Here is a 20868-nt window from a genome sequence, read left to right as displayed (position 1 = left end):
ACTACCCGTTCCTTACAGATTATGCACGGACTCCTTAAACATGCGTCCCCGTTCCTCGTAAGAAGCAAACATATCCCAGCTGGCGCATGCCGGAGAGAGCAGAACGATGTCCCCTTTCCCTGCCAGCTTGCTCGCAGCCCGAACGGCCTCACCGATTGCTTCCGTGCTGTTAGCAGTATCGACCGTTTCGATGTCGGCCAATCCGGCTTCACGGGCAACGCGGTTTATTTTCTCCCTCGTCTCGCCGAGCGTTACGACGGCTTTCACGCGCGAAGCAAGCAGCGGAAGCATTTCTTTGTAGTCCGAACCGCGGTCCAAGCCGCCTGCGATCAGAATGACACTCCGTTCGAACGCTTCGACAGACTTCGTCGTGGCGGCGGGGTTCGTCGCTTTCGAATCGTTGTAATAAGCCACGCCGCCGAACTCTCCCACGAGTTCGAGACGGTGTTCCACGCCGCGGAATGTCCGCAGGACGTCTGCGATCGCCTCGACCGGCACGCCTGCGCTCAGAGCGACCGCGGATGCCGCAAGGGCGTTCTCGATATTATGAGAACCGCGAATGCCCAGCTCTTTGGCAGGTAAAATCGGGTGTGTACCGCCCTCTGCATCCCGGTAAGTCAGCACGCCGTCCCCGGAGAGATAAACCCCTTTGTCCAGCTCCCGCTGCCTGGAAAACAAAAGGACTTCCGAAGATACTTCACCGGCCAGCTTTCTGCATACCTCGACATCGGCGTTCAGCACCGCAATATCATCCTGCTTCTGATTCGCAAACAGCTTGGCTTTCGAGGCCACATAGTCTTCCATGGAGCCGTGATAATCCAGATGAGTTTCGTACACGTTGAGCAGGCAGGCGATTTTCGGCCTGAACTCCCTCGTGCCTTTAAGCTGAAAGCTGCTCAGCTCTACGACCATCCAATCGGACGGCTTCGCTTCCGCCGCCGCCTCCGTCAAAGCCCGGCCGATGTTGCCCGCAACGATCGGGTTCAGCTTGCCCGCTTCGAGCATCAGGCCGATGAGCGTCGTCGTCGTGGTTTTGCCGTTGCTTCCCGTAATCCCGATCATCGGAGCCGCACAGATATGGTACGCCACTTCCACTTCCGTCACCACTTCGATTCCGCGCTCCGCAGCCTGGACGACCGGCGACGCCCCGTATGGGATGCCGGGATTTTTGACGATCAGAGCCGTGTCTTCTCCCACAAGTTCAGGCGGGTGCCCCCCGCAGACAACAGAAATTCCCAAGGCTTCCAATTCGTCGGCCTCGGGACTCGTTTCACGCGTTTTCCGGTCATTGACCGTTACGTCCGCTCCCATTTCATGAAAAAACTTGGCCGCCGCAACCCCGCTGCGGGCCAGGCCGAGTACGACCACTTTCTTACCCCGGTACTCACTCGGATGCTTCATTTGCTACAACACCTCATTCATGTATAGTCCCAGTGCCGCCAAAACAAGACCCGCTGCCCAGAAAGTGGTGACAACCCGCCACTCGGACCAGCCGACCAGTTCAAAGTGATGGTGAATCGGGCTCATTCTAAAGACGCGTTTGCCTGTTGTTTTAAACGAAATAACCTGGATGACAACCGATAAGATCTCAATCAGAAAAACGCCGCCGATCACCGCAAGCAGGAGCTCCGCTTTGGTCATGATCGCCACGGCTACCAGACCTCCGCCGATTCCCAGCGAGCCGGTATCGCCCATGAATACTTTCGCCGGATGCGCATTGAACACAAGAAATCCGAGAACGCCACCCACCATAGCTGCCGAAAAGATAGCCGCTTCCGGTTGAGTATTGTTCATCGCGATGATCGTAAAAGCGCCGAACGCGATCGCGCTCGTGCCTGCAAGCAGACCGTCAAGGCCGTCCGTAAAGTTAACCGCGTTGGATGCGCCAAGCATCAGAATCGTCATCAGCGGGAAATACAGCCAGCCTGTATCAAAGGAAATATCCAGCACCGGCACGAACAAAGTCGTGCTGTGATTGGACGTAACAAGCAGCACGCAGACTACGGCGGATACGACCAGTTGGCCGATAAGCTTCTGCTTGGCTGTGAGGCCGAGAGAGCGCTTGAACACAATTTTGATATAGTCATCGAGAAAACCGACGAGCCCGTATCCGAGCGACGCGATCAGCAGAATCCAAAGCTCGGTATTGCTGTCGGCAAACCGGAGCGCCGCAATCGCGAGCGCGATCAATATGATAATGCCGCCCATGGTCGGCGTCCCTTGTTTTTTCTGATGGCTTTGCGGGCCTTCCGTACGGATGGTCTGTCCGAACTTCAGTCTCCGAAGTAGCGGAATGAACAGAGGGCCCATGATAAGAGCGAGCAGAAATGCGACTCCCATCGTGAATAAGATCACTTTTAACTCCACGTTTGATATCCTCCTACAAGCTCTCCTGCCGGAAAGCTGCTCCGTGTTTCGATTCGGGTATAGACACGGCAAGCGGGTTAAGCCTGCCGATTCAGCAGCTACCGTCCAAGCCGGATGAGTTTGCTCTTATGCTTCTCTGACGGCGGCAGACGCCGCCAGGTTGCGGCGCTAGCGCCTATTTTGCCAAGAGCTCCTCCGCCACTTCCTCCAGCTTCATCCCCCGGGACCCTTTGATCAGAACGAGATCCCCCGATTTCAATGCAGCGTGGAGCGCTGCGGTTAATTCCGCTTTGTCCTCGAACCAGCGGACGCGTTCCGGACCGAACGACTCCCCGGCTGCTTCCGCGATCTGTCTGCCGAGCGGCCCGTAGGCATATACGCCCGTCAAAGCGTCCGGCGACAGAAGGGAGCCGATTTCCCGGTGATACCGGATTTCATCCTCGCCCAGCTCCAGCATGTCGGCAAGGACCACATATTTGCGCGGATATCCCTCCAACTGCTCGACGAGCCGGATGGAGGCTTTCATGGAGCTTGGCGAAGCGTTGTAAGCGTCGTTGAGCACGGTCACCCCACCAGGGGTCAGACGCTTCTCAATTCTCATGCCGGTCATCTGCATGCCGGCCAGTCCTCTGCGTATGTCCGCATCGGGAACTCCCAGCGCGGTGCCTACTGCGATAGCCGCCAAAGCGTTGTCGACATTGTGCTCGCCAAGAAGCGGGATGTAGTACTTCTGCGCATCCTTGTCACTTTCCGAACCGCTCGGGTTGATCGAAAAATGGGTGCCTTCCCCGTCCATTCGGATAAAAGTGGGGTACAAATCGTTCGTATGACCGCGCCCGAAGCGGATCTGGCTCAAACGGGCCGGCTGCTTCATTTCCGGAAGCACAAGCGGCAGCAGCGGCTCATCCCCGTGGAACACGTAGGTGCCGCCGTCTTTCAGACCGCTGAGAATTTCCGTCTTGGCGCGGGCAATCTCTTCGCGGGAGCCGAGCTGCAGCAGATGAGCGTCACCGATCATCGTAATGACCGCGATATCCGGCTCCGCAATCTCGGAGAGCAGCTCGATTTCCCAACGGCCGCTCATCCCCATTTCGACCACGGCCACTTCCGTCGTATCGTCTAGCTGGAGCAGCGTAAGCGGAAGACCGATGTGATTGTTCAAGTTGCCTTTAGTTCTGTGTACGTTGTATACCGTGCCGAGAACGGCCCCCATCATATCCTTCGTGGTCGTTTTCCCGTTGCTGCCCGTAATGCCGACCACTTTAACGTTCAATGATTTCCGGTACGCGTGCGCAAGCTTCTGCAGGGCGGTCAGCGTATCGTCGACCAGTAGAAGCGGCAGTCCTTCCGGACGGCCTTCCTGCCGGCTTTCCAGCCACAAAGCGGCCGAAGCGCCTTTGGCGGCGGCATCCGGCGCGAACTCGTGCCCGTCAAAGCGTTCTCCGACGAGAGGAACGAACAAGCTTCCGGGCGCGATCGTACGCGTATCCGTGGATACCGCGTCAATCACGATTCCGTCGGCGCCGTTATCCGATCCCGGCGGCATCAGCAGCTTCGCACCGGCCAGCTCGGCTATAGTCGTTAATGGAAGTTTTCTCATGACTGTAACCTCCTTAATGCGGCACGGGCTATCAGCCTGTCATCGAAATCGTGCTTGACTCCGGCGATATCCTGGTAGGTTTCATGTCCTTTTCCCGCTATCAATACTACATCCTGAGGGCCTGCCTCTTCAATAGCCTTTTGGATCGCTTCCGGTCTGTCGACAAGAAGCTTATAACGGCTCTCGTCGACGCCCGCTTCGACCAGCCCGGGAACGATGTCGAGCAGGATCGCGCCGGGATCTTCCGTCCGTGGATTGTCCGAGGTCACGTACACATCGTCGCTCAGCTCCCCTGTCACTTTCCCCATGAGAGGACGCTTCGTCCGGTCGCGGTCTCCCCCGCATCCGAACACGCATTTGATCCGGCCCTGCGCAAATTCGCGTATCGAACCGAGCGCGTTCCGGAGACCGTCCGGCGTATGGGCGTAATCCACCAGGACGAGAAATTCCTGGCCTTCATCGACAATCTCCATGCGGCCGTCCACTCCCGGCATGCTGCCGAGGCTTTCCCGGATTCGGGACAGAGAAAGCCCTTCGGCAAGGGATACGGAAATGGCTGCCAGCGCATTATAAACGTTAAACAAACCTACGAGCTTCATGCGCATCGGCTCCGTTCCCGCAAAGGAAACCACGTCGAATTCCGTCCCTTTGGCCGTAATGCGTATGTTGGTCGCTTTGACGTCGCAATCCCGGGTAACTCCGTATGTAATGACTTCCGCCGAGGTCAATTTGGCCAGACGCTCCGCCGAAGGGTCATCCGCGTTTAAAACCGCATACTGTTTATCTCCGGCATCCCCTGTAAACTCGTTCCCCATGCGTGAGAACAGAAGTCCTTTGGCTGCCTCGTATTTATCCATCGTTTCGTGATAATCCAGATGATCCTGCGTCAGGTTTGTAAAAACGCCTCCGCGGAAACGGACTCCTTTGACCCGGCCCAGATCAAGCGCATGGGAAGACACTTCCATGACACAATAGTCGGTTCCTTCGTCCGCCATAAGCCGGAAAGTCCTCTGCAGATCTGAGGCTTCCATCGTCGTGCGTTCCATAGGAATAAACTCCGAACCGATCTTGGCGGAAATCGTGCCCATGAGCCCCGTCCGGAAGCCCTGGTCACGTAAAATATGTTCGACCAGAAAACTTGTCGTCGTTTTGCCGTTCGTCCCCGTAATGCCGATCACTTTCATCTTCCGGCTCGGGAATCCGTAAACGCAAGCCGATAAAACCGACATCGCGTATCTGGCGTCCTTTACGATCAACTGCGGAACATCAAGCTCCAGTTTCCGTTCCGTCACAAGCGCTGCCGCCCCGAGCTCTATCGCTTTCGGAGCAAAGTCGTGGCCGTCGGACACGAATCCGGGCACACAGACGAATAAATCACCGGGGCGTACTTGACGGGAATCGGTAGCGATGCCTGATATTTCTGTTGTCTCTTCACCTATGAGTTGACAAATTAAAAGCTGAGAAGCCAATTCCTTCAGCTCCATGTCAAATCGCCTCCCACCATTGGCACGTTTCATTTGCTATTCTATGTGTTCTTTCTATCAGTATGGACAAAAGCCTGACAAGAAAGAAGCGCCGAAACAATCAGCGCCCCTCTTTTTTGTCCATAGCGCCTTCCGGCGGATTAGATAAGTATACACGAATTGTTGAACCCCGGTCTACTCTCGTCCCCGGCTTCGGCGCCTGGCTGATCACCGTATTTCCCGTGCCGGACTTGGCAATCAGGAAGTCGGAGTTCAGGTCTTCGTAGATATCCTGAACGGTGGCTCCCACCAGATCGGGCACTTCTACAACCGGCGTTTCGCCATATTTATATTTTTTGGTCAACTGGTTTTTGTCCGGTTCCACCTTCATGTACCGGAGCGCATCCTGCATGATGTTCTTGACAAGCGGAGCGGCAATCAATCCCCCGAACTGAATGCCCTGGGGATCATCGACCGCTGCATAGACAACCACCTTGGGATTGTCGGCCGGAGCGAATCCGATAAAGGATACGATGTGTTCGTTCGGCGAATAACGGCCGTTTACGACTTTCTGGGCGGTCCCCGTCTTGCCCCCGACCCGGTAGCCGTCAATGAACGCATTGCCGCCGGTCCCTTTCGCCACGACGCTTTCCAGCGCCTCGCGGACTTGCTTCGACGTCGCTTCCGAGATTACCGTATCCACCAGCTCCGGTTTGACCGTTTCGATCACACGCCCCGTTTCGGGCTCTATCCATGATTTAGCGACATGCGGCTTGAATAACTTACCCCCGTTAATCGCCGCCGAAACGGCTGTGATCTGCTGAATCGGCGTAACGGATACCCCCTGTCCGAAAGCGGTCGTCGCAAGCTCGACCGGACCCACTTGCGAAGGTTTGAACATAATTCCGTTCTCTTCTCCGCCGAGGTCGATTCCGGTTTTTCTTCCGAAGCCGAAACGCTTGATATAGTCGAAAAGGGTTTCCTTGCCCAGGCGCTGTCCCAGAACGACAAAACCGGGATTGCAGGAGTTTTCCACGACTTCCAGAAACGACTCGCTCCCGTGCCCGCCGCGCTTCCAGCAGCGCAGCCTCGCTCCGCCGACTTCGATAGCTCCCGGATCATGGAATCTTTCGTTTTTCAAATCGACTTTCTTCTCTTCCAGCGCGGCGGCCAGCGTAATGATCTTGAACGTTGAGCCGGGCTCGTACGTCATCCAGATCGGAAGATTCCGGTTATACGTCTCCACCGGGTATTTCCCAAAATTGCCGGGCTCATAAGTCGGCCGGCTTCCCATGGCGAGAATTTCCCCATTGTTCGGGTCCATCATAATAGCGATGGCGTGCTTCGGCTGGTATTTCACCATCGCCTGGTCCAGCTCCCGTTCAAGCACCGCCTGCAAGTGCTGGTCGATCGTCAGTTGCAGGTTCAGACCGTCTTTCGGCTCACTATACTGTTCGGTGGAACCCGGCATTTTGCGATTGGCAGCATCTGCCAGATAAGAGACATTGCCTTTGATGCCGGTGAGCAGCTTGTCATACTTGCTCTCCACACCCGTAAGCCCCTGGTTGTACGTTCCCGTGAAACCGAGAATATGCGCCGCGAGGCTGCCGAACGGATAATAGCGGCGGTTATCGCCGGCTACCACGATACCGGGCAGGTTCAGGGCTTTAATCTCCTGCGCCTTCTCCAGCGTAATTTTCCGTCCGGCGGGCTTGATCTCGTTAATGCGTTCCCGCTTCGTAATCTGCTTGTAAATCGAATCGACGGGCGCCTGCAAAACTTCCGCAAGCTTCGCCGCCGTTGCATTCGGATCTTTAAGCTGGACCGGAATGGCCATTATGGACGGCGTGCTGATGTTATACGCCAGTTTCTCTCCGTTGCGGTCCCATATCTCGCCGCGGTTGGCCATAAAAGGAATCTCCCGCCGCCAAGAGTCCTCCGCTTTGGCCGATAAACCCGGGCCGAGCCAAAGCTGCACATACGCCAGCCGGATGATCAGAGCGGCGAACAAGACCGTTCCCAAAATGAGTGCGGCAAACAACCGGCGCCGCACGGTAAAGCTGGACACTCGCATGGATTCGCTCCCCTTCCAGACAAGTCATGACCGTTCTTCTCATGACTATTCCGAACAAGCAGGGGATAGAACAGGCACGTCCGACTTATTCGGACTTTTCCGGGACAGCCTGCTTCTCTTCCGGCGGCGTTAAGATTTCTCCTCCCAGAGGCTGGAGCTGCAGCGTAAGCACGCGGCCGCTTCCTTCGCCCTGCAAAGCCTGGGAGACGACGTAGCCTTCGCCGGTACTCGCGGTGCGGATGCCGAGCAGCGTACAAAGCTCGAGCGCGTCCCGCAGCGCCTTGCCTTTCATATCCGGTACCGCGATCTCCGCGGGAGCCTGCATCGCAAGGTATACCCGCTGGTAAGGGCCGATCTCGGTGCCGGCTTTCGGATACTGGGCTACCACCTTGGCGCCCTGGCCTACGGTTTCAATGTCCACTCCGGCGCGTTCCGCCGCAGCTTTTGCCTGAGCCGCCGTCATGTTGCCGAAATCCACGGCTTTCTGCGTGGACGTCTGAACCGGCGTGACCTCAGTCTGCTGCTTGCTGGACGGGATGCGCAGGTAACGAAGGGAGTTCTGCATGATTTCTTTGAAAGCCGGAGCCGCCACATAGTGGCCGAGCAGGTAGTTATTTCCCAGCTCAGGCTCGTCGGCGATGATAATGAGAACGAACTGCGGATCTTCCACCGGCGCAAAACCGGCAAAAGAAATGACCCACTTGTTGGCGGCATATCCTTTTTGTCCCGGCACGACTTTGTTGGCGGTACCGGTTTTGCCCGCGATCCGGTAGCCTTCGATGTAGGCGTCTTTACCGGTCCCCTTCACTTGATCCGCTACGACCTGCTCCAGATATTCGCCGACTTTTTTGGCCGTCGCGGCGCTAACCGGCTGTCCGACGACTTTAGGTTCTATTTTCTGAATAGGCTGCTGGGTCTTCGGGTCAATGATTTCCTTCACGACATGCGGCCACATCAGCTTGCCGCCGTTTGCGATCGCTCCGTACGCGGCCGCTTCCTGAATGGCCGTTGCCGTCAATGCTTGTCCATACGTAGCCGCCGCATAGTCGACCTCGTAGGCAAGATTCGTCTGTCCGGCAACCTCGCCGTACAAATCAATGCCTGTCTTTTTACCGAAACCGAACCGGTCGATATAATCCTTCAAACGCTCGACACCGAGCATTTTATAACCCAAGTTGACAAAAGCCACGTTACTGGATCTTTTCAGTCCATCTAAGTACGAAATAGGCCCCCATCCGATTCTGTTATGATCATAAACCGGTTTTCGACCGGGAACTTGGACGGAACCCGATTTAAAAGTTGCCCCGGGATTAAAAACCCCCTCCTCCACCGCAGCCGCCAGCGTAACCAGCTTAAACGTGGAACCCGGCTCGTACTGGGACTGGACGTTGTGATTGGTCTGGTCCCCGCCCTTCCAAAATTCATTCGGGTTGTAATTCGGGTAGCTGGCCATCCCCAAAATTTCCATCGTTTTCGGATCGGCCGCAATCGCCATCAGGCTTTTCGGGTGCCATTGATCCATAACTTTGGAGAGGGCATTCTCCATATAATATTGAATATTTTTGTCAATCGTCAGCTTGACGTAATTTCCGTTAACGGGAGGCACATACACGGATTTGCTTTGAACGAGCTCGACACCGTTTTTGTCGCTGTTATAGCTGAGCGAGCCCGGCGTTCCTTTGAGCTGTTCGTCCAGCTGCGCCTCGATGCCCATGCTCGCCTTGCCTTCACGGTTTGTATACCCAAGAATATGCGCGGCCAAAGAATTGCCCGGGTAATAACGCTTCTTCCCGGTCGTAAGATAAATGCCCACATCGGCCTGAGTACCGTATTTCTTTTTATCTTTATCGTTCAATTGCTGCTGGAGTTTCTTAACGAGCTGCTGCACCTGATCGGCTTTCGCCTTGTCGATGTTTTTGCCTTCGTTGTTCAATTCGACATTGACCAGATAGGCGTCCTCGGGCTTCGGCTCTTTTTTCGCGTCTTTTTTGTTGTCTTTCTTATCGTCCTCGGCTGCATTGGCTGCATTTGACTGGGCAGCCGCAGGATCTACCGCTCTTTTCTTCGTAGCCAGGCCTTTGATTTTATCGGACAGGTTTGGAGAATCCGAGTTGTCTTTTAGAATCTCCGTCAGCCCGGCCGTAATATCGTCCGCAAGCCCTGTCTGATAGATCACTTTCGGATTCAGCGAAACCGAGTAGGCCGGAACCTCTTCCGCCAGAATCCGGCCTTCCCGGTCGAGAATCTTGCCCCTCTCGGCCGGCACGACCCGGTCGGTTTCCCACCTTTTCTCCGCTTCACTAAGAAGCTTGCTGGCGCTGACTCCCTGGATCCATAAAATCCGGCCTAAAAAAACAATAAAAAGAAGGGTAAAAAACCCTCCAATTAGTAGTGAGCGCATTTTCATTTTCTTAACCATGTACGTCCCCACCTCAAATCGAAATTGCCTGCCCGCTAGCGACCCGCCGCGACGGAACTTTTCTTATCTATGGAGGCTTTACCCGAACCAGGCGTCACTTGTCTGACCTGATCGTCGCCGGCAGGCTTAAGCCCTTTTTCCTTCGCGATGGCTTCGAGTCTTTCCGGGTCTTTCAGCTTCTGAACTTCCTGCTGGTTGGCATCGTTTTCCGCTTTGAGCGTTGTAATCTCGGTCTTGGTCGTCTTAATCTCGCTGTTGATCTGATAGATGGTTGTGTAGCGCCATACGATTCCGGTCGCAACGAGCACGCAGACTATAACCAAAAGCAAATACATGAGCTTCTCTCCGACAGGCAGCGGCTTGTTTTTGACAATCACTTTCTTCGTTTCCCGAACGGTCACGCGTTGACTGGTTGCTGTCGACTTTTCGGCTAAATTTCCTTGGATATATCCGGGCATAAGTTCCTCCTGATTACAGCTTTTCTGCGATTCGTAATTTGGCTGATCTGGCTCTGGTATTGTGTTCGAGTTCAGCAGAACCTGCTGTAATCGGCTTTCGGTTCACAAGCTTCACCACACCGGTGTTTCCGCATACGCACATGGGGAAATCCGGAGGGCAGGTGCACCGTCCCACATAGCTGCTAAAAATTTGTTTGCATATACGATCCTCTAGCGAATGGAACGTGATGACGGAAATCCGCCCGCCCGGAGCCAGGCACCGCACCGATTGATGCAGCGCGTCCTCGAAAGCCCCGAGTTCGTCGTTAACGGCAATCCGCAAAGCCTGGAAGCTTCTTTTGGCGGGATGTCCGCCTGTTCTCCGCGCGGCTGCGGGGATGCCTTCCTTAATCAGCTCGACCAGTTGACTTGTCGTTTCGATCGGGCCGTCCGCCCTGGCTCTTACGATAGCGCCTGCTATACGGCGGGAAAATTTCTCCTCCCCGTATACGAACAAGATGCGGGCGATTTCGGCTTCCGGCCACTCGTTCACGATGATTTTGGCGGTAAGCTCCGTACTGCGGTCCATGCGCATATCCAATTCGGCTTCCTGGTGGTAGCTGAATCCTCGTTCCGCCTCATCGAGCTGAGGCGAGGAAACTCCAAGGTCAAACAAAATTCCGTTTACCTGCGGGGCCCCGTCTCGGAACGCTCTCGGCTCATCCCGGAGCACTTCTTCAATTCGTCGAAAGTTCGTTTTGACAATTTTGACTCGGTCCCGGTAGGGCGCGAGTATGTGTTCGGCGTTCGCAAGCGCCGCATCGTCCTGATCCAGGGCTATCAGAAGTCCTTCCGGACCCAGTCTGGAGGCGATTAAGGAACTGTGTCCCGCCCCTCCCAGCGTACAATCCACGTATACGCCGTCAGGTTGTATGTGTAGACCGTCAACTGCTTCTTCTTTTAAAACGGTGATGTGATGAAACAAACCCATTTCCCTCCCTAAGTAACTCGCAGAGCTTACTCGTGATGTTATAAGTCAAAATCGAAATCAACCAGCTTCTCGGCAATTTCGTTAAAAGACTGTTCCGACTGCTCAAAATAGCTTTCCCAAACCGACTTGCTCCAAATCTCGACTCGATTGGAAACGCCGAGCACAACGCAGTCTTTCTCGAGTTTGGCATGCTCCACCAGGTTGTTCGGAATATTGACCCTTCCCTGCTTGTCCAGCTCGCTTTCCGTGGCCCCGGAAAAGAAAAAACGCGTAAAAGCGCGCGCATCGGCTTTCATAAGCGGCAGTGCTTTCAGCTTCTGTTCCAGAACGCTCCACTCAGACTTAGGGTACACAAACAAACATTGGTCCAAACCGCGGGTGACGACAAAGGATAATCCGAGGGCTTCGCGAAACTTAGCCGGAATAATAAGCCGGCCCTTCTCGTCAATGTTATGCTGGTATTCTCCCATAAACATTGACCCTCGCCCCTTTCGCCCCACTTTGCACCACTTTTCTCCACTTCAGTATGTTTACTTCTTCATTTACACGCAAAATCCTTCTATTAAGCATAAATCGTTAAAATTAATTTTTCTCATTTTGTGGATAAGTCGGCTAAAAAATAAAAAAAGTCCGGCGCAGAGCACCAGACTGTGGATAATTTGATTATTTCTCTTTTTCCGGATCTTGTTGTTCGGCTTGCGGCACCGGGGCCGCATTGTCCTCAAGCGGCTGATCATCGGAGGCTTGCGCCGGCTTCTGTGCTTCCGCTTGCCTGATTCGGCGCTTGTTTCTCGACCGGAGGAAAAAATAAATGGGCAGCCCAATGACCAGAACGATAGCAGCGCCAGGAATCAAAGCCGTTATAAAAATGACAAGGCCTTTAAAAATCATAACCATAAAGTCCACGCTTTTGGTAAATGTACTTCCAATCTGCTTGCCGAAAGGCGTTCCGGCCCCTTTTAGAAGAGCCCCTTCCTTCGGTTGATACAGCTTCAGTTCTACAGTCGAATATTCTACATTTTGATCCAGAAAACGCATCCGGCCTTTGATCCGTTCAATCTCTTCCTGGACTTTGCCAAGCTCCGCGGAAAAAGCGAGCAACTCGTCGGACTTCGTCGCCTTCTCCATAAACGCCAGCAGCCTGGCTTCCACGACCTCCTTCGCTTTAAGCCGGGAAGTCAGGTCCACGTACTCCTCCGTCACGTCCTGACCCGTTATATTTCTTTGCCGGGTGGGGCTGATTTTCTCGATGCCGTCGAGAAGCGAAGGAAAACCTCCCGCTGCGACTTTGATCGTAAACGTGCCCCCAATTTCGGAGGCGGTGTTGTCTTCGGTAAACTGCAGGATATACGCGCCGCTCGCTGTAACCAGCTCACGCAGTGCCTTCTGCGCTTTGGCGTAGTCCTCCACTTCGGCTGCGAGATTCCCCTTGTAGATCACCTTGCGGTCAAATCCGTCTGCGGCCGCCGGAGTTGCGGACGGATTAACGGCGGCAGGTGCCGGGGAGGCACTATTTCCATCGGCTTGCTTGTCCGCGCCTTCTTTCTTCATCATTTCCGTATTCGCGGAAGTATTTGCAGCGACCCCCGATTTCTGATCGGCCGTTGAAGTTCCCTTATCGGCAGCGCTGCAACCCGTCAAGCTTGCACCTATAAGCAGCGCGACGATCAATCCCTGCCTTGCTATTCTAAAGCTGTCCCGTTTGCCGTCTCCGTCCCTTTCCTGCTTCCTTCCCCTTACCGGATGGTTGTGTTTCATAAGACCCCCCTATGGTTATTCCATATTTTTCTATTCATTCTTTTTGACGCATCCTTATCGGGGAAGTTGCAAATCCGTTCGGGAAATTTCCCGCTCCTTGCAGCCATCTGCGGCCGCAAATACAGCCAATAAAAAACGCCTCCCGCTTCCGGTTATACACCGGAAACAAGAAGCGATTTCTAACCATTCAATAGATTAATGCTCTTGCCAGCTTTGCAGATAAGCCTTCTGCTCCTCGGAAAGCCGGTCGATGGAAATGCCGAGCGACTCCAGCTTGTAACGCGCTACCTGCTCATCAAGCTCATAAGGAACATTCACGACGGTTTTACCGATCTCTTCGTAACGGTCGTTCACGTACTTGAGCGACAACGCTTGAAGCGCGAAGGTCATATCCATAATCTCCGCCGGATGGCCGTCTCCCGCCGCCAGGTTAACCAGACGTCCTTCCGCCAGGAGATAAATCTTACGTCCGTCTTTCAGCTGGTATTCTTCGATGTTACGGCGTACCGTACGCACGGAAGAAGACTGGGCTGCCAGTTCGGGTTTGTTGACCTCCACATCGAAGTGCCCCGCATTGGACAAAATCGCGCCGTCCTTCATCACTTCGAAATGCTCGCCGCGGATCACGTCGCGGTTGCCCGTCACCGTCACGAAATAATCGCCGATTTTAGCCGCTTCGGACATCGGAAGAACGGTAAATCCGTCCATGTAAGCCTCGACCGCTTTAATCGCGTCGATCTCCGTAACGACGACTTGAGCGCCCAGACCTTTGGCACGCATCGCAACGCCTTTGCCGCACCAGCCGTAGCCGACCACGACAACGGTTTTGCCGGCGACCACCAGGTTGGTCGTACGGTTGATTCCGTCGAATACGGATTGTCCGGTTCCGTAGCGGTTGTCGAACAAATACTTGCAGAACGCATCGTTTACGGCCACCATCGGGAACTCCAGACGGCCTTCCTTGTCAAGCGCCTTCAGGCGCAGAATGCCGGTCGTCGTTTCTTCCGATCCGCCGCGCACGCCTGCCAGCAAGTCTCTGCGCTCCGAGTGAAGAATAGTTACCAGATCGCCGCCGTCGTCAATAATCAGATCCGGCTTCGTTTCGAGCGCTTTGATCATGAGCTCTTTGTATTCCTGCGGGTCGGGATTATACTTGGCGAACACGGTGATGCCGTCTTCGGCCAGAGCCGCGCAAACGTCATCCTGCGTGGACAGCGGGTTGCTTCCCGTAATCGTCACTTCCGCTCCGCCCGCTTGAACGACTTTCGCCAGATAGGCGGTTTTCGCTTCCAAATGAAGAGAAATGGCTACTTTAAGGCCGCGAAACGGCTGCTCTTTCTCGAACTGCTCGCGGATACGGTTTAATACCGGCATATGCGCCTGAACCCAATCGATTTTCAAATGCCCTTCGGGCGCCAGGGATTGATCCGCTACGATGCTGCGTTCTACTGCGTTCATTCAACTATTCCTCCTCGATTGCTAAAATCTTCTATATAGGCTGTCTAGTTAAATATAAACCAGGTAGTGGCCCCCGTCCATCGGTAAATCCGCCTCAAGCAGCTCTTGGAGCCATTTATCCCCGTATCGGTTCAAATAAGCGCACACGTTATATACCCGCTCCTGCGGTTTGCCCAGCGGCATCAGAGCCAGCTCAATGCGCTTCCATTGGGATAAGGCCGTGTCATGCCGGCGGGCAAGCGCCTGCTCCGCCTTGCGTTCCAGGTACTCGATCTGGTGAAGGATCTTATCCAGATTGGTATGCCCCAGCTCCGGCAGTCCCGCTTCGATAGCGGCAAGCGAGTCCACGAGAGGGGTGTACACCTCTTTCACGCGCCCGCGCGCTTCTTCAAACCGTTCCCGAACCGGAAAAGGGCTCTGCGCGCGGAGCCACGCTTCTCTACGCTCGTCAATGCCTGCCTTCACGTCATCCATGGACAGGTCGTACCGGTCCATCCATTTCGTTACGGCATCTTCGACGAGCGTGAACTCCAGCCGCGGCAGGACAATCGGCATCGTCATGCCGTGCAGCGCGAACGCGTCCCGCGTCATCGCCCAGTAGGCCACTTCCGCGGGTCCGAGCACGGTGCCCAGCACCGGAAGCAGGAATTCCTGCATGAGCGGGCGGGAAAGAACGCCGTTGCTGAGGCGTTCCGGCTCCCTCTCCGCGAGGGCCAGCAAGTCTTCCCTGCTGTAGGCGCGCAGGTCTTTCTTGTCGGCGAAGCCTTCCCCGCTGCGTTGCAGCAGGACTCGCTCGCCGCTCGGGTCGATGACGAACAGATGCGACTGTTCGTCCGTCACGTCCACTTGAGGCGTATAGCCGAGCGCCTCAAGTTCGCGGCGGCCGCGCATCAGGGCGGCCGCGAGAAGCTCGTTAGCGCCGATGAGACGCGTGAACATCGGCGCCTCCAGCTTGCGCAGGGCGGGATCGTCCGCGTCGAGGAGGACTAGCCCGCTGTCGCCGAACAGCGCAGCCATCCAGCCGGCGAACGTGTCACTGAGCGTGGCCAGGCCGTTCATGGACGAACGCAGGCGGCTCAGCAGCTCCGTCTTATGCGGGCTGTCCGGCAGCGACTCATCCAGCCGGCGGAGCGCATCTTCCCACGTCTGTTCATCCGCCTGCCAGCGGCTGACGGATGTCCGCAGATTCCACGGACGACGGATCGATAGTTTATGTACGTCCAGTTCCGGACGCTGCACCTGGATGTGGTCGACCTCATCGAAGTCGTGATCCTCTCCGGCGATCCAGAATACCGGTACGACTGGCGTACCCAGCTCCGCCTGAGCTTGCCTCGCGGCGATAAGAACGGTAATCGCTTTGTAGATGACAAGCAGCGGCCCTCCGAACAGGCCTGCCTGCTGGCCTCCCACTACGGTAAGCGAATTCTCCTCGGTCAGACCGGCAGCCGCACTCAGCGCCGTCTCCCGGTTGCCGATACGGCGGTTATATTCAAGCAGCACCTCGGCCAGACGCTTCCGGTCCGCCCGGTTCGCTTCCGTTTGTCGGACAGCTTCGGCGCGGCGATGCAAACTTCCTTTGTCCCATGGATTATAATCAAACAATGCCGACACACGGTCGAAATGATGGATGTAATCCTCGGTTAAAGGTTGGCTCTTCTTCCATTGATAAGCTTTCCACGGCATCTCTCTGCAGCCGCCTCCCCCGTAACCACTGTCGGATTTTTACTCTTAATTGATTGTACACGGCATTGACCTTGACGTCAAAATGGAAGTTGCTAATTTTTTTATATCAGGTACCAAAAAAATCGTTCCTTGTCTCGGTCTGCAGACCTAGATGCCCTACCGCCTCCAGCTGCAACAGAGATTCATTCGCGCGCCTCTTTCTTTATTTTCCAAAATCTTCTATCCTATATAAAGAACGCAGCGCGCGAAAAAAGAAAGGATCGATACTTATGAACGTGTTCCAAAACCGCATGTTTGTCAAACTGTTTACCGCCAGCTTTTTCTCACAGCTCGGCACCATGATCGGAAATATGGCGTTTGCCTTTTACCTGCTCGACCGGTTCAGTTCTCAGCCCTTCTATATGACACTAGCCGAAATGATGTATTCTCTGCCGACCTTATTGGTGTTCTTTATCGTGGGAGTTGCCGCCGACCGGATGAACCGGAAGTCCATCTGTTTATATTCCAACTATATCCGCATCGGACTGACCGTTCTGCTGTTTCTCTCGCTTTTCCTGGAAATTCTGCCGCTCACGTTCGTTATTCTGTTCCTCCGGAGCGCGGTTTCGAAATTTTTCGCTCCTGCCGAAACCGGCCTTCTGCAGGGCATCTTATCCAAGGAGCAGTATATGCAGGCTGCCGGTTTGAACCAGACGGTGTTCGGCGTGTTCATGCTTTTCGGGACGGCCCTTGGAGCTTTGGCGTATCACTGGATCGGAGTAGAAGGCGCCGTCGTAATCGACGGATTGGGATTTATCCTCTCGGCTCTCCTTATCCGTTCCTGCAGCTTTGAAGAGAAGGTACAGCAGCCTAACGGACCCGGAAAATGGCGGGATATGAGCGTTAAAACCGTTTGGGGAGATTTTTCCGAAGGCATGAAATATATCTGGAGGAAGCCTCTCTTGCTGTCGATCATTACCGGCTTTATCCTCTTCGGATTTGTTAACGGCGGCTTTACCGTCCTTCCCCTGTTCTCGCTGAAATACAAACTCGCAGCCGATGAGTATGAGAAATTCGCTTCGCTCTTATCCGTTTGCCTGGGCGTAGGAGTACTGGTCGGCAGCGCTATCGGGACCATTTTGGCCAAAAAAATAAAGCCGCACGTCATGATCATAGGCAGCGTCGTCTCCAGCGGACTTATGGTGATCGGAATCAATTACGTCAATGACATCTGGCTGTTTATATTCGGCTTCCTCCTTACGGGAATTTTAATAGCACCTGCCAATGTAGCTATCGGCGGCTGGATGCCGCAAATTGTGGATGGCAAAATGATGGGGAGGGTAAACGCGTGGATCGATCCGCTAATGATGGGGGCTCAGTCCCTTGCGCTCGGACTTATCGCCTTGTTCTACCCGCGATTTATCTCGCTGGACTGGATTTACATAGTACTGGGCGCGCTTATGCTTGTCGTAGCCGTCTTTTACACTCTCAAGCTTCCCAAACAGGCTGCTGAGGAAGAGTCCGCTTCGAAAGAGTCTCAAGAGAAACCCGTGCAAGGGGCCGCGTCCGTATCGGGCTAACGCGTTACGCCTACCGTAGATATATGCGGCAACACGATAAAAAAAACCGCCCGTCTCGCATCTCCTGAACCGGAGTGCGGACGGGCGGTTCTATGATGAAACGATTAATGATTAGTACAAGTGGCAGGACACGAAATGCCCCGGCTCCACTTCTTTCATCGGAGGCATCGTTACCGCGCATTGATCCATAGCTTTAGGGCAGCGGGTCCGGAAAGGACAGCCGCTAGGCGGATTCAACGGGCTCGGAACCTCACCTTTCAGGATGATGCGTTCACGCTTGCGCTCGATTTCCGGATCCGGAATCGGAATCGCGGAAAGCAGAGATTCGGTGTACGGGTGAAGCGGGTTTGCATAAAGCTCTTTGGAAGTGGTGACTTCCACCAGATTCCCCAGGTACATAACGCCGATACGATCGGAGATGTGCTTCACCATCGCAAGGTCATGCGCGATGAACAAGTAAGTCAGACCCCGGTCTTTTTGCAGCTTCTTGAACAGGTTGACGACCTGTGCCTGTACGGACACGTCGAGTGCGGAAATCGGCTCGTCCGCAATAATGAACTGCGGTTCGATTGCGAGCGCGCGGGCGATCCCGATACGCTGACGCTGACCGCCGGAAAATTCGTGCGGGAAGCGGCTGGCGTGCTCGGCGTTCAGGCCTACCGCATCCAGCAGTTCGACTACGCGTTCGCGGCGTTTGCTGCCGGAAGCGACACCGTGGATGTCGAGACCTTCCGCGATGATGTTGCCGACCGTCATTCTCGGGTTAAGCGAGGCGTACGGATCCTGAAACACCATTTGCATGTTCCGGTGGAAATCGCGCATTTTGCGGCCGCTCAGTTTATGAACGTTCTCGCCGTTAAAAATAACTTCGCCGTCCGTCGCCTCGTAGAGCCGGATGATCGTACGTCCTGCCGTGGATTTACCACAGCCGGATTCACCGACCAGACCGAAAGTTTCACCGCGTTTGATATCAATCGAGAAGTTATCGACCGCTTTCAGGATTTTGCCCTGACCGAGGTCGAAGTGCTTCTTCATATTACGGATGGATAAGATCGTTTGATCAGACATGCTGCTTCCCTCCTACTTCAACGGGACGCTCGACTTTAGGCGCATCCGGATGGAGCAGCCAGCAGGCTGCGCTGTGCTCGGCCGAAAGCTGGGTATGTTCCGGATCTTCCTCTACGCACACTTTCATGGCGTAAGGACAGCGTGCCGCGAACGCACAACCTTTCGGCGGAGCGAACAAGTCCGGCGGCGTTCCCGGAATCGGGATAAGCTCTTCGTCCGCCCGCGTATCAAGACGGGGAACGGACTTCAGAAGTCCCCATGTGTAAGGATGTCTCGGATCGTAGAAAATTTCGTCTACGGTCCCTTTCTCCACGATTTTACCCGCGTACATCACGACCACGCGTTCAGCCATTTCGGCAACGACGCCAAGGTCATGCGTAATCAGGATGATGGAGGAGCCCGTTTTTACGGACAGTTCTCTCATCAGATCGATGATCTGGGCTTGGACGGTAACGTCGAGAGCCGTTGTAGGCTCATCCGCGATGAGCAGTTTCGGGTTGCAGGCCAGGGCGATGGCAATCATAACCCGCTGACGCATACCGCCCGAAAATTCATGCGGGTACTGCTTGATACGGCCTTCCACGTTGGAGAGACCGACCAGACGAAGCAGTTCCATCGAACGCTGACGCGCCTGCTCCTTGGTCATGCCCTGGTGCTTAATCAAGCTTTCGCTGATCTGTCTGCCCACGGTCATGGTCGGATTGAGCGATGTCATCGGATCCTGGAAAATCATACCCATTTCGGAACCGCGAACGGATTCCATTTGTCTATTGGAAAGCTTGGTGATATCCACCTTGCCTTTTTTACCCTCAAAAAGGATGGACCCTCCTTTAATAACGCCGGGAGGTGAAGGAATCAGACGCATGAGCGTTTGGGAGGTTACGGATTTACCGCAGCCGGATTCCCCTACGATTGCAAGCACTTCGCCTTTTCTAAGATCGAATGTGACACCGCGAACCGCCTGAACTTCACCTGCGTAGGTGTTAAAGGAGACCTTCAAATCCTTTACTTCCAAAATATTTTCTTTGGGCTTACTCAAGGTACTCCCTCCCTTTACTTACGCATCTTCGGATCGAGCGCGTCACGAAGACCGTCACCGAGCACGTTGAAGCTTAGCAGAATAAGACTGAATACAGCTGTCGGGAACAGCAGGCGGAACGGATAATAACGCATGGAAGCCGCTCCGTCCGACAGAAGGGATCCGAGCGACGCGAGCGGCGGACGGATACCGATACCGATGAAGCCCAGGAAGGCTTCCGCGAATATCGCCGAAGGAACTACGAACGTGATTTGAACCACGATAATACCAAGCGCATTCGGAATCAGGTGGCGCATAATAATCCGGCCCGTGTTGGCGCCCAGTGTGCGGGAAGCCAGTACGTATTCCTGTTCCTTAAGCTGAAGAACCTGTCCGCGGACGAGCCGCGCCATCGGCACCCAGCCGGTGATCGAATAAGCGATGATAATGGACGTAATGCCCGGCTTCAGCACCATCATAAGGAGGATGGCGATCAGCAGGAACGGAATGGAATAAATAATTTCGATAAAGCGCTGCATGACGGAATCGATTTTGCCGCCGTAGTAACCGGAAATCCCGCCGTAGATAACACCGACGATCAAGTCAATGACAGCTGCCACGATTCCGATGAACAGGGAGATACGAGTTCCCCACCATACGCGGGTCCACAAATCACGGCCCAGATCGTCCGTACCGAACCAGTGCACGGAATTCGGCTTCTGGTTGGCGATGGACGGATTCGTCGCACTATACTCAAAATGCGACAAGAATGGAGCCACAATCGAAACGAGAGTGAGAAGAATGAGTATAAACAAGCCGGCCATAGCCAGTCGATTTTTCTTAAGTCGACGCCAAGCATCCTTCCAGTAGGTCAGCGACGGGCGGACGATTTGCTCCTGTAAATGTTCGTCCTTAATTAAGGGCGAAAATTTACCGGATGCGTTTACAGTCGATTGTCCTGGATTTTGCATAG

At 54.6% G+C, this 20868-nt stretch carries 16 protein-coding genes; 1 reads left to right on the top strand and 15 read right to left on the bottom strand.

The genetic code is table 11. From position 1 onward, the window contains the following. Positions 1-12: 12 nt before the first annotated feature. The 12 genes from murD to bshC all read right to left on the bottom strand — a co-directional run bounded on the left by murD (position 13) and on the right by bshC (position 16250). On the bottom strand, positions 13-1401 hold the full coding sequence (murD, locus tag AC2TF6_RS09050) for a UDP-N-acetylmuramoyl-L-alanine--D-glutamate ligase (protein ID WP_491310758.1): 1389 nt from the start codon (positions 1399-1401) through the stop codon (positions 13-15). A gap of 3 nt (positions 1402-1404) precedes the next feature. After that, the gene (gene mraY / locus AC2TF6_RS09045; RefSeq protein WP_491310757.1) at positions 1405-2367 is read right to left on the bottom strand and encodes a phospho-N-acetylmuramoyl-pentapeptide-transferase; all 963 of its coding nucleotides are present in this window, start codon (positions 2365-2367) and stop codon (positions 1405-1407) included. Between the two features lie 175 nt (positions 2368-2542). Beyond that, positions 2543-3967, bottom strand: a complete 1425-nt coding sequence (locus AC2TF6_RS09040) for a UDP-N-acetylmuramoyl-tripeptide--D-alanyl-D-alanine ligase (protein ID WP_491310756.1) — start codon at positions 3965-3967, stop codon at positions 2543-2545. After that, positions 3964-5451, bottom strand: a complete 1488-nt coding sequence (locus AC2TF6_RS09035) for a UDP-N-acetylmuramoyl-L-alanyl-D-glutamate--2,6-diaminopimelate ligase (protein ID WP_491310755.1) — start codon at positions 5449-5451, stop codon at positions 3964-3966. The genes AC2TF6_RS09040 and AC2TF6_RS09035 overlap by 4 nt, the downstream gene beginning before the upstream one ends. A 100-nt stretch (positions 5452-5551) precedes the next feature. After that, on the bottom strand, positions 5552-7504 hold the full coding sequence (locus AC2TF6_RS09030; protein ID WP_218228403.1) for a stage V sporulation protein D: 1953 nt from the start codon (positions 7502-7504) through the stop codon (positions 5552-5554). Between the two features lie 85 nt (positions 7505-7589). Next, a complete protein-coding gene (locus AC2TF6_RS09025; RefSeq protein WP_491310754.1) occupies positions 7590-9923 on the bottom strand; it encodes a penicillin-binding transpeptidase domain-containing protein in 2334 nt (777 codons plus the stop codon). A 35-nt stretch (positions 9924-9958) separates the two neighbouring features. Next, positions 9959-10381, bottom strand: a complete 423-nt coding sequence (ftsL, locus tag AC2TF6_RS09020; protein WP_491310753.1) for a cell division protein FtsL — start codon at positions 10379-10381, stop codon at positions 9959-9961. Positions 10382-10394: 13 nt separating this feature from the next. Continuing rightward, a complete protein-coding gene (rsmH, locus tag AC2TF6_RS09015) occupies positions 10395-11345 on the bottom strand; it encodes a 16S rRNA (cytosine(1402)-N(4))-methyltransferase RsmH (RefSeq protein WP_016423472.1) in 951 nt (316 codons plus the stop codon). Between the two features lie 44 nt (positions 11346-11389). Next, positions 11390-11827, bottom strand: a complete 438-nt coding sequence (gene mraZ / locus AC2TF6_RS09010; RefSeq protein WP_326052825.1) for a division/cell wall cluster transcriptional repressor MraZ — start codon at positions 11825-11827, stop codon at positions 11390-11392. 187 nt (positions 11828-12014) lie between these two features. Beyond that, positions 12015-13109 (bottom strand): DUF4349 domain-containing protein, encoded by a 1095-nt coding sequence (locus AC2TF6_RS09005; protein WP_491310752.1) that lies wholly within the window; start codon positions 13107-13109, stop codon positions 12015-12017. A gap of 195 nt (positions 13110-13304) precedes the next feature. After that, a complete protein-coding gene (locus tag AC2TF6_RS09000) occupies positions 13305-14567 on the bottom strand; it encodes an adenosylhomocysteinase (protein WP_491310751.1) in 1263 nt (420 codons plus the stop codon). A gap of 48 nt (positions 14568-14615) precedes the next feature. Beyond that, positions 14616-16250, bottom strand: coding sequence for a bacillithiol biosynthesis cysteine-adding enzyme BshC (bshC, locus tag AC2TF6_RS08995; RefSeq protein WP_491310750.1), 1635 nt, complete (start codon positions 16248-16250; stop codon positions 14616-14618). Between the two features lie 269 nt (positions 16251-16519). Between bshC and AC2TF6_RS08990 the strand changes: the two genes are divergently transcribed. After that, the gene (locus AC2TF6_RS08990; protein ID WP_491310749.1) at positions 16520-17809 is read left to right on the top strand and encodes an MFS transporter; all 1290 of its coding nucleotides are present in this window, start codon (positions 16520-16522) and stop codon (positions 17807-17809) included. 111 nt (positions 17810-17920) lie between these two features. Here the strand turns inward: AC2TF6_RS08990 and AC2TF6_RS08985 are convergent, their stop codons facing one another. The 3 genes from AC2TF6_RS08985 to AC2TF6_RS08975 are packed head-to-tail and all read right to left on the bottom strand — an operon-like array spanning position 17921 to position 20866. Continuing rightward, positions 17921-18877, bottom strand: a complete 957-nt coding sequence (locus AC2TF6_RS08985) for an ABC transporter ATP-binding protein (protein ID WP_491310748.1) — start codon at positions 18875-18877, stop codon at positions 17921-17923. Beyond that, complete coding sequence (locus AC2TF6_RS08980) at positions 18870-19916, bottom strand: ABC transporter ATP-binding protein (RefSeq protein WP_491310747.1); 1047 nt, start codon at positions 19914-19916, stop codon at positions 18870-18872. The genes AC2TF6_RS08985 and AC2TF6_RS08980 overlap by 8 nt, the downstream gene beginning before the upstream one ends. 14 nt (positions 19917-19930) lie before the next feature. Then, complete coding sequence (locus AC2TF6_RS08975; protein ID WP_491310746.1) at positions 19931-20866, bottom strand: ABC transporter permease; 936 nt, start codon at positions 20864-20866, stop codon at positions 19931-19933. Between the last annotated feature and the right edge of the window lie 2 nt (positions 20867-20868).

This window comes from Paenibacillus sp. JNUCC 35 (assembly GCF_058269095.1).
The sequence above is the reverse complement of the archived record's forward strand: the minus strand, read 5'-3'. Positions and strand labels throughout refer to the sequence as shown.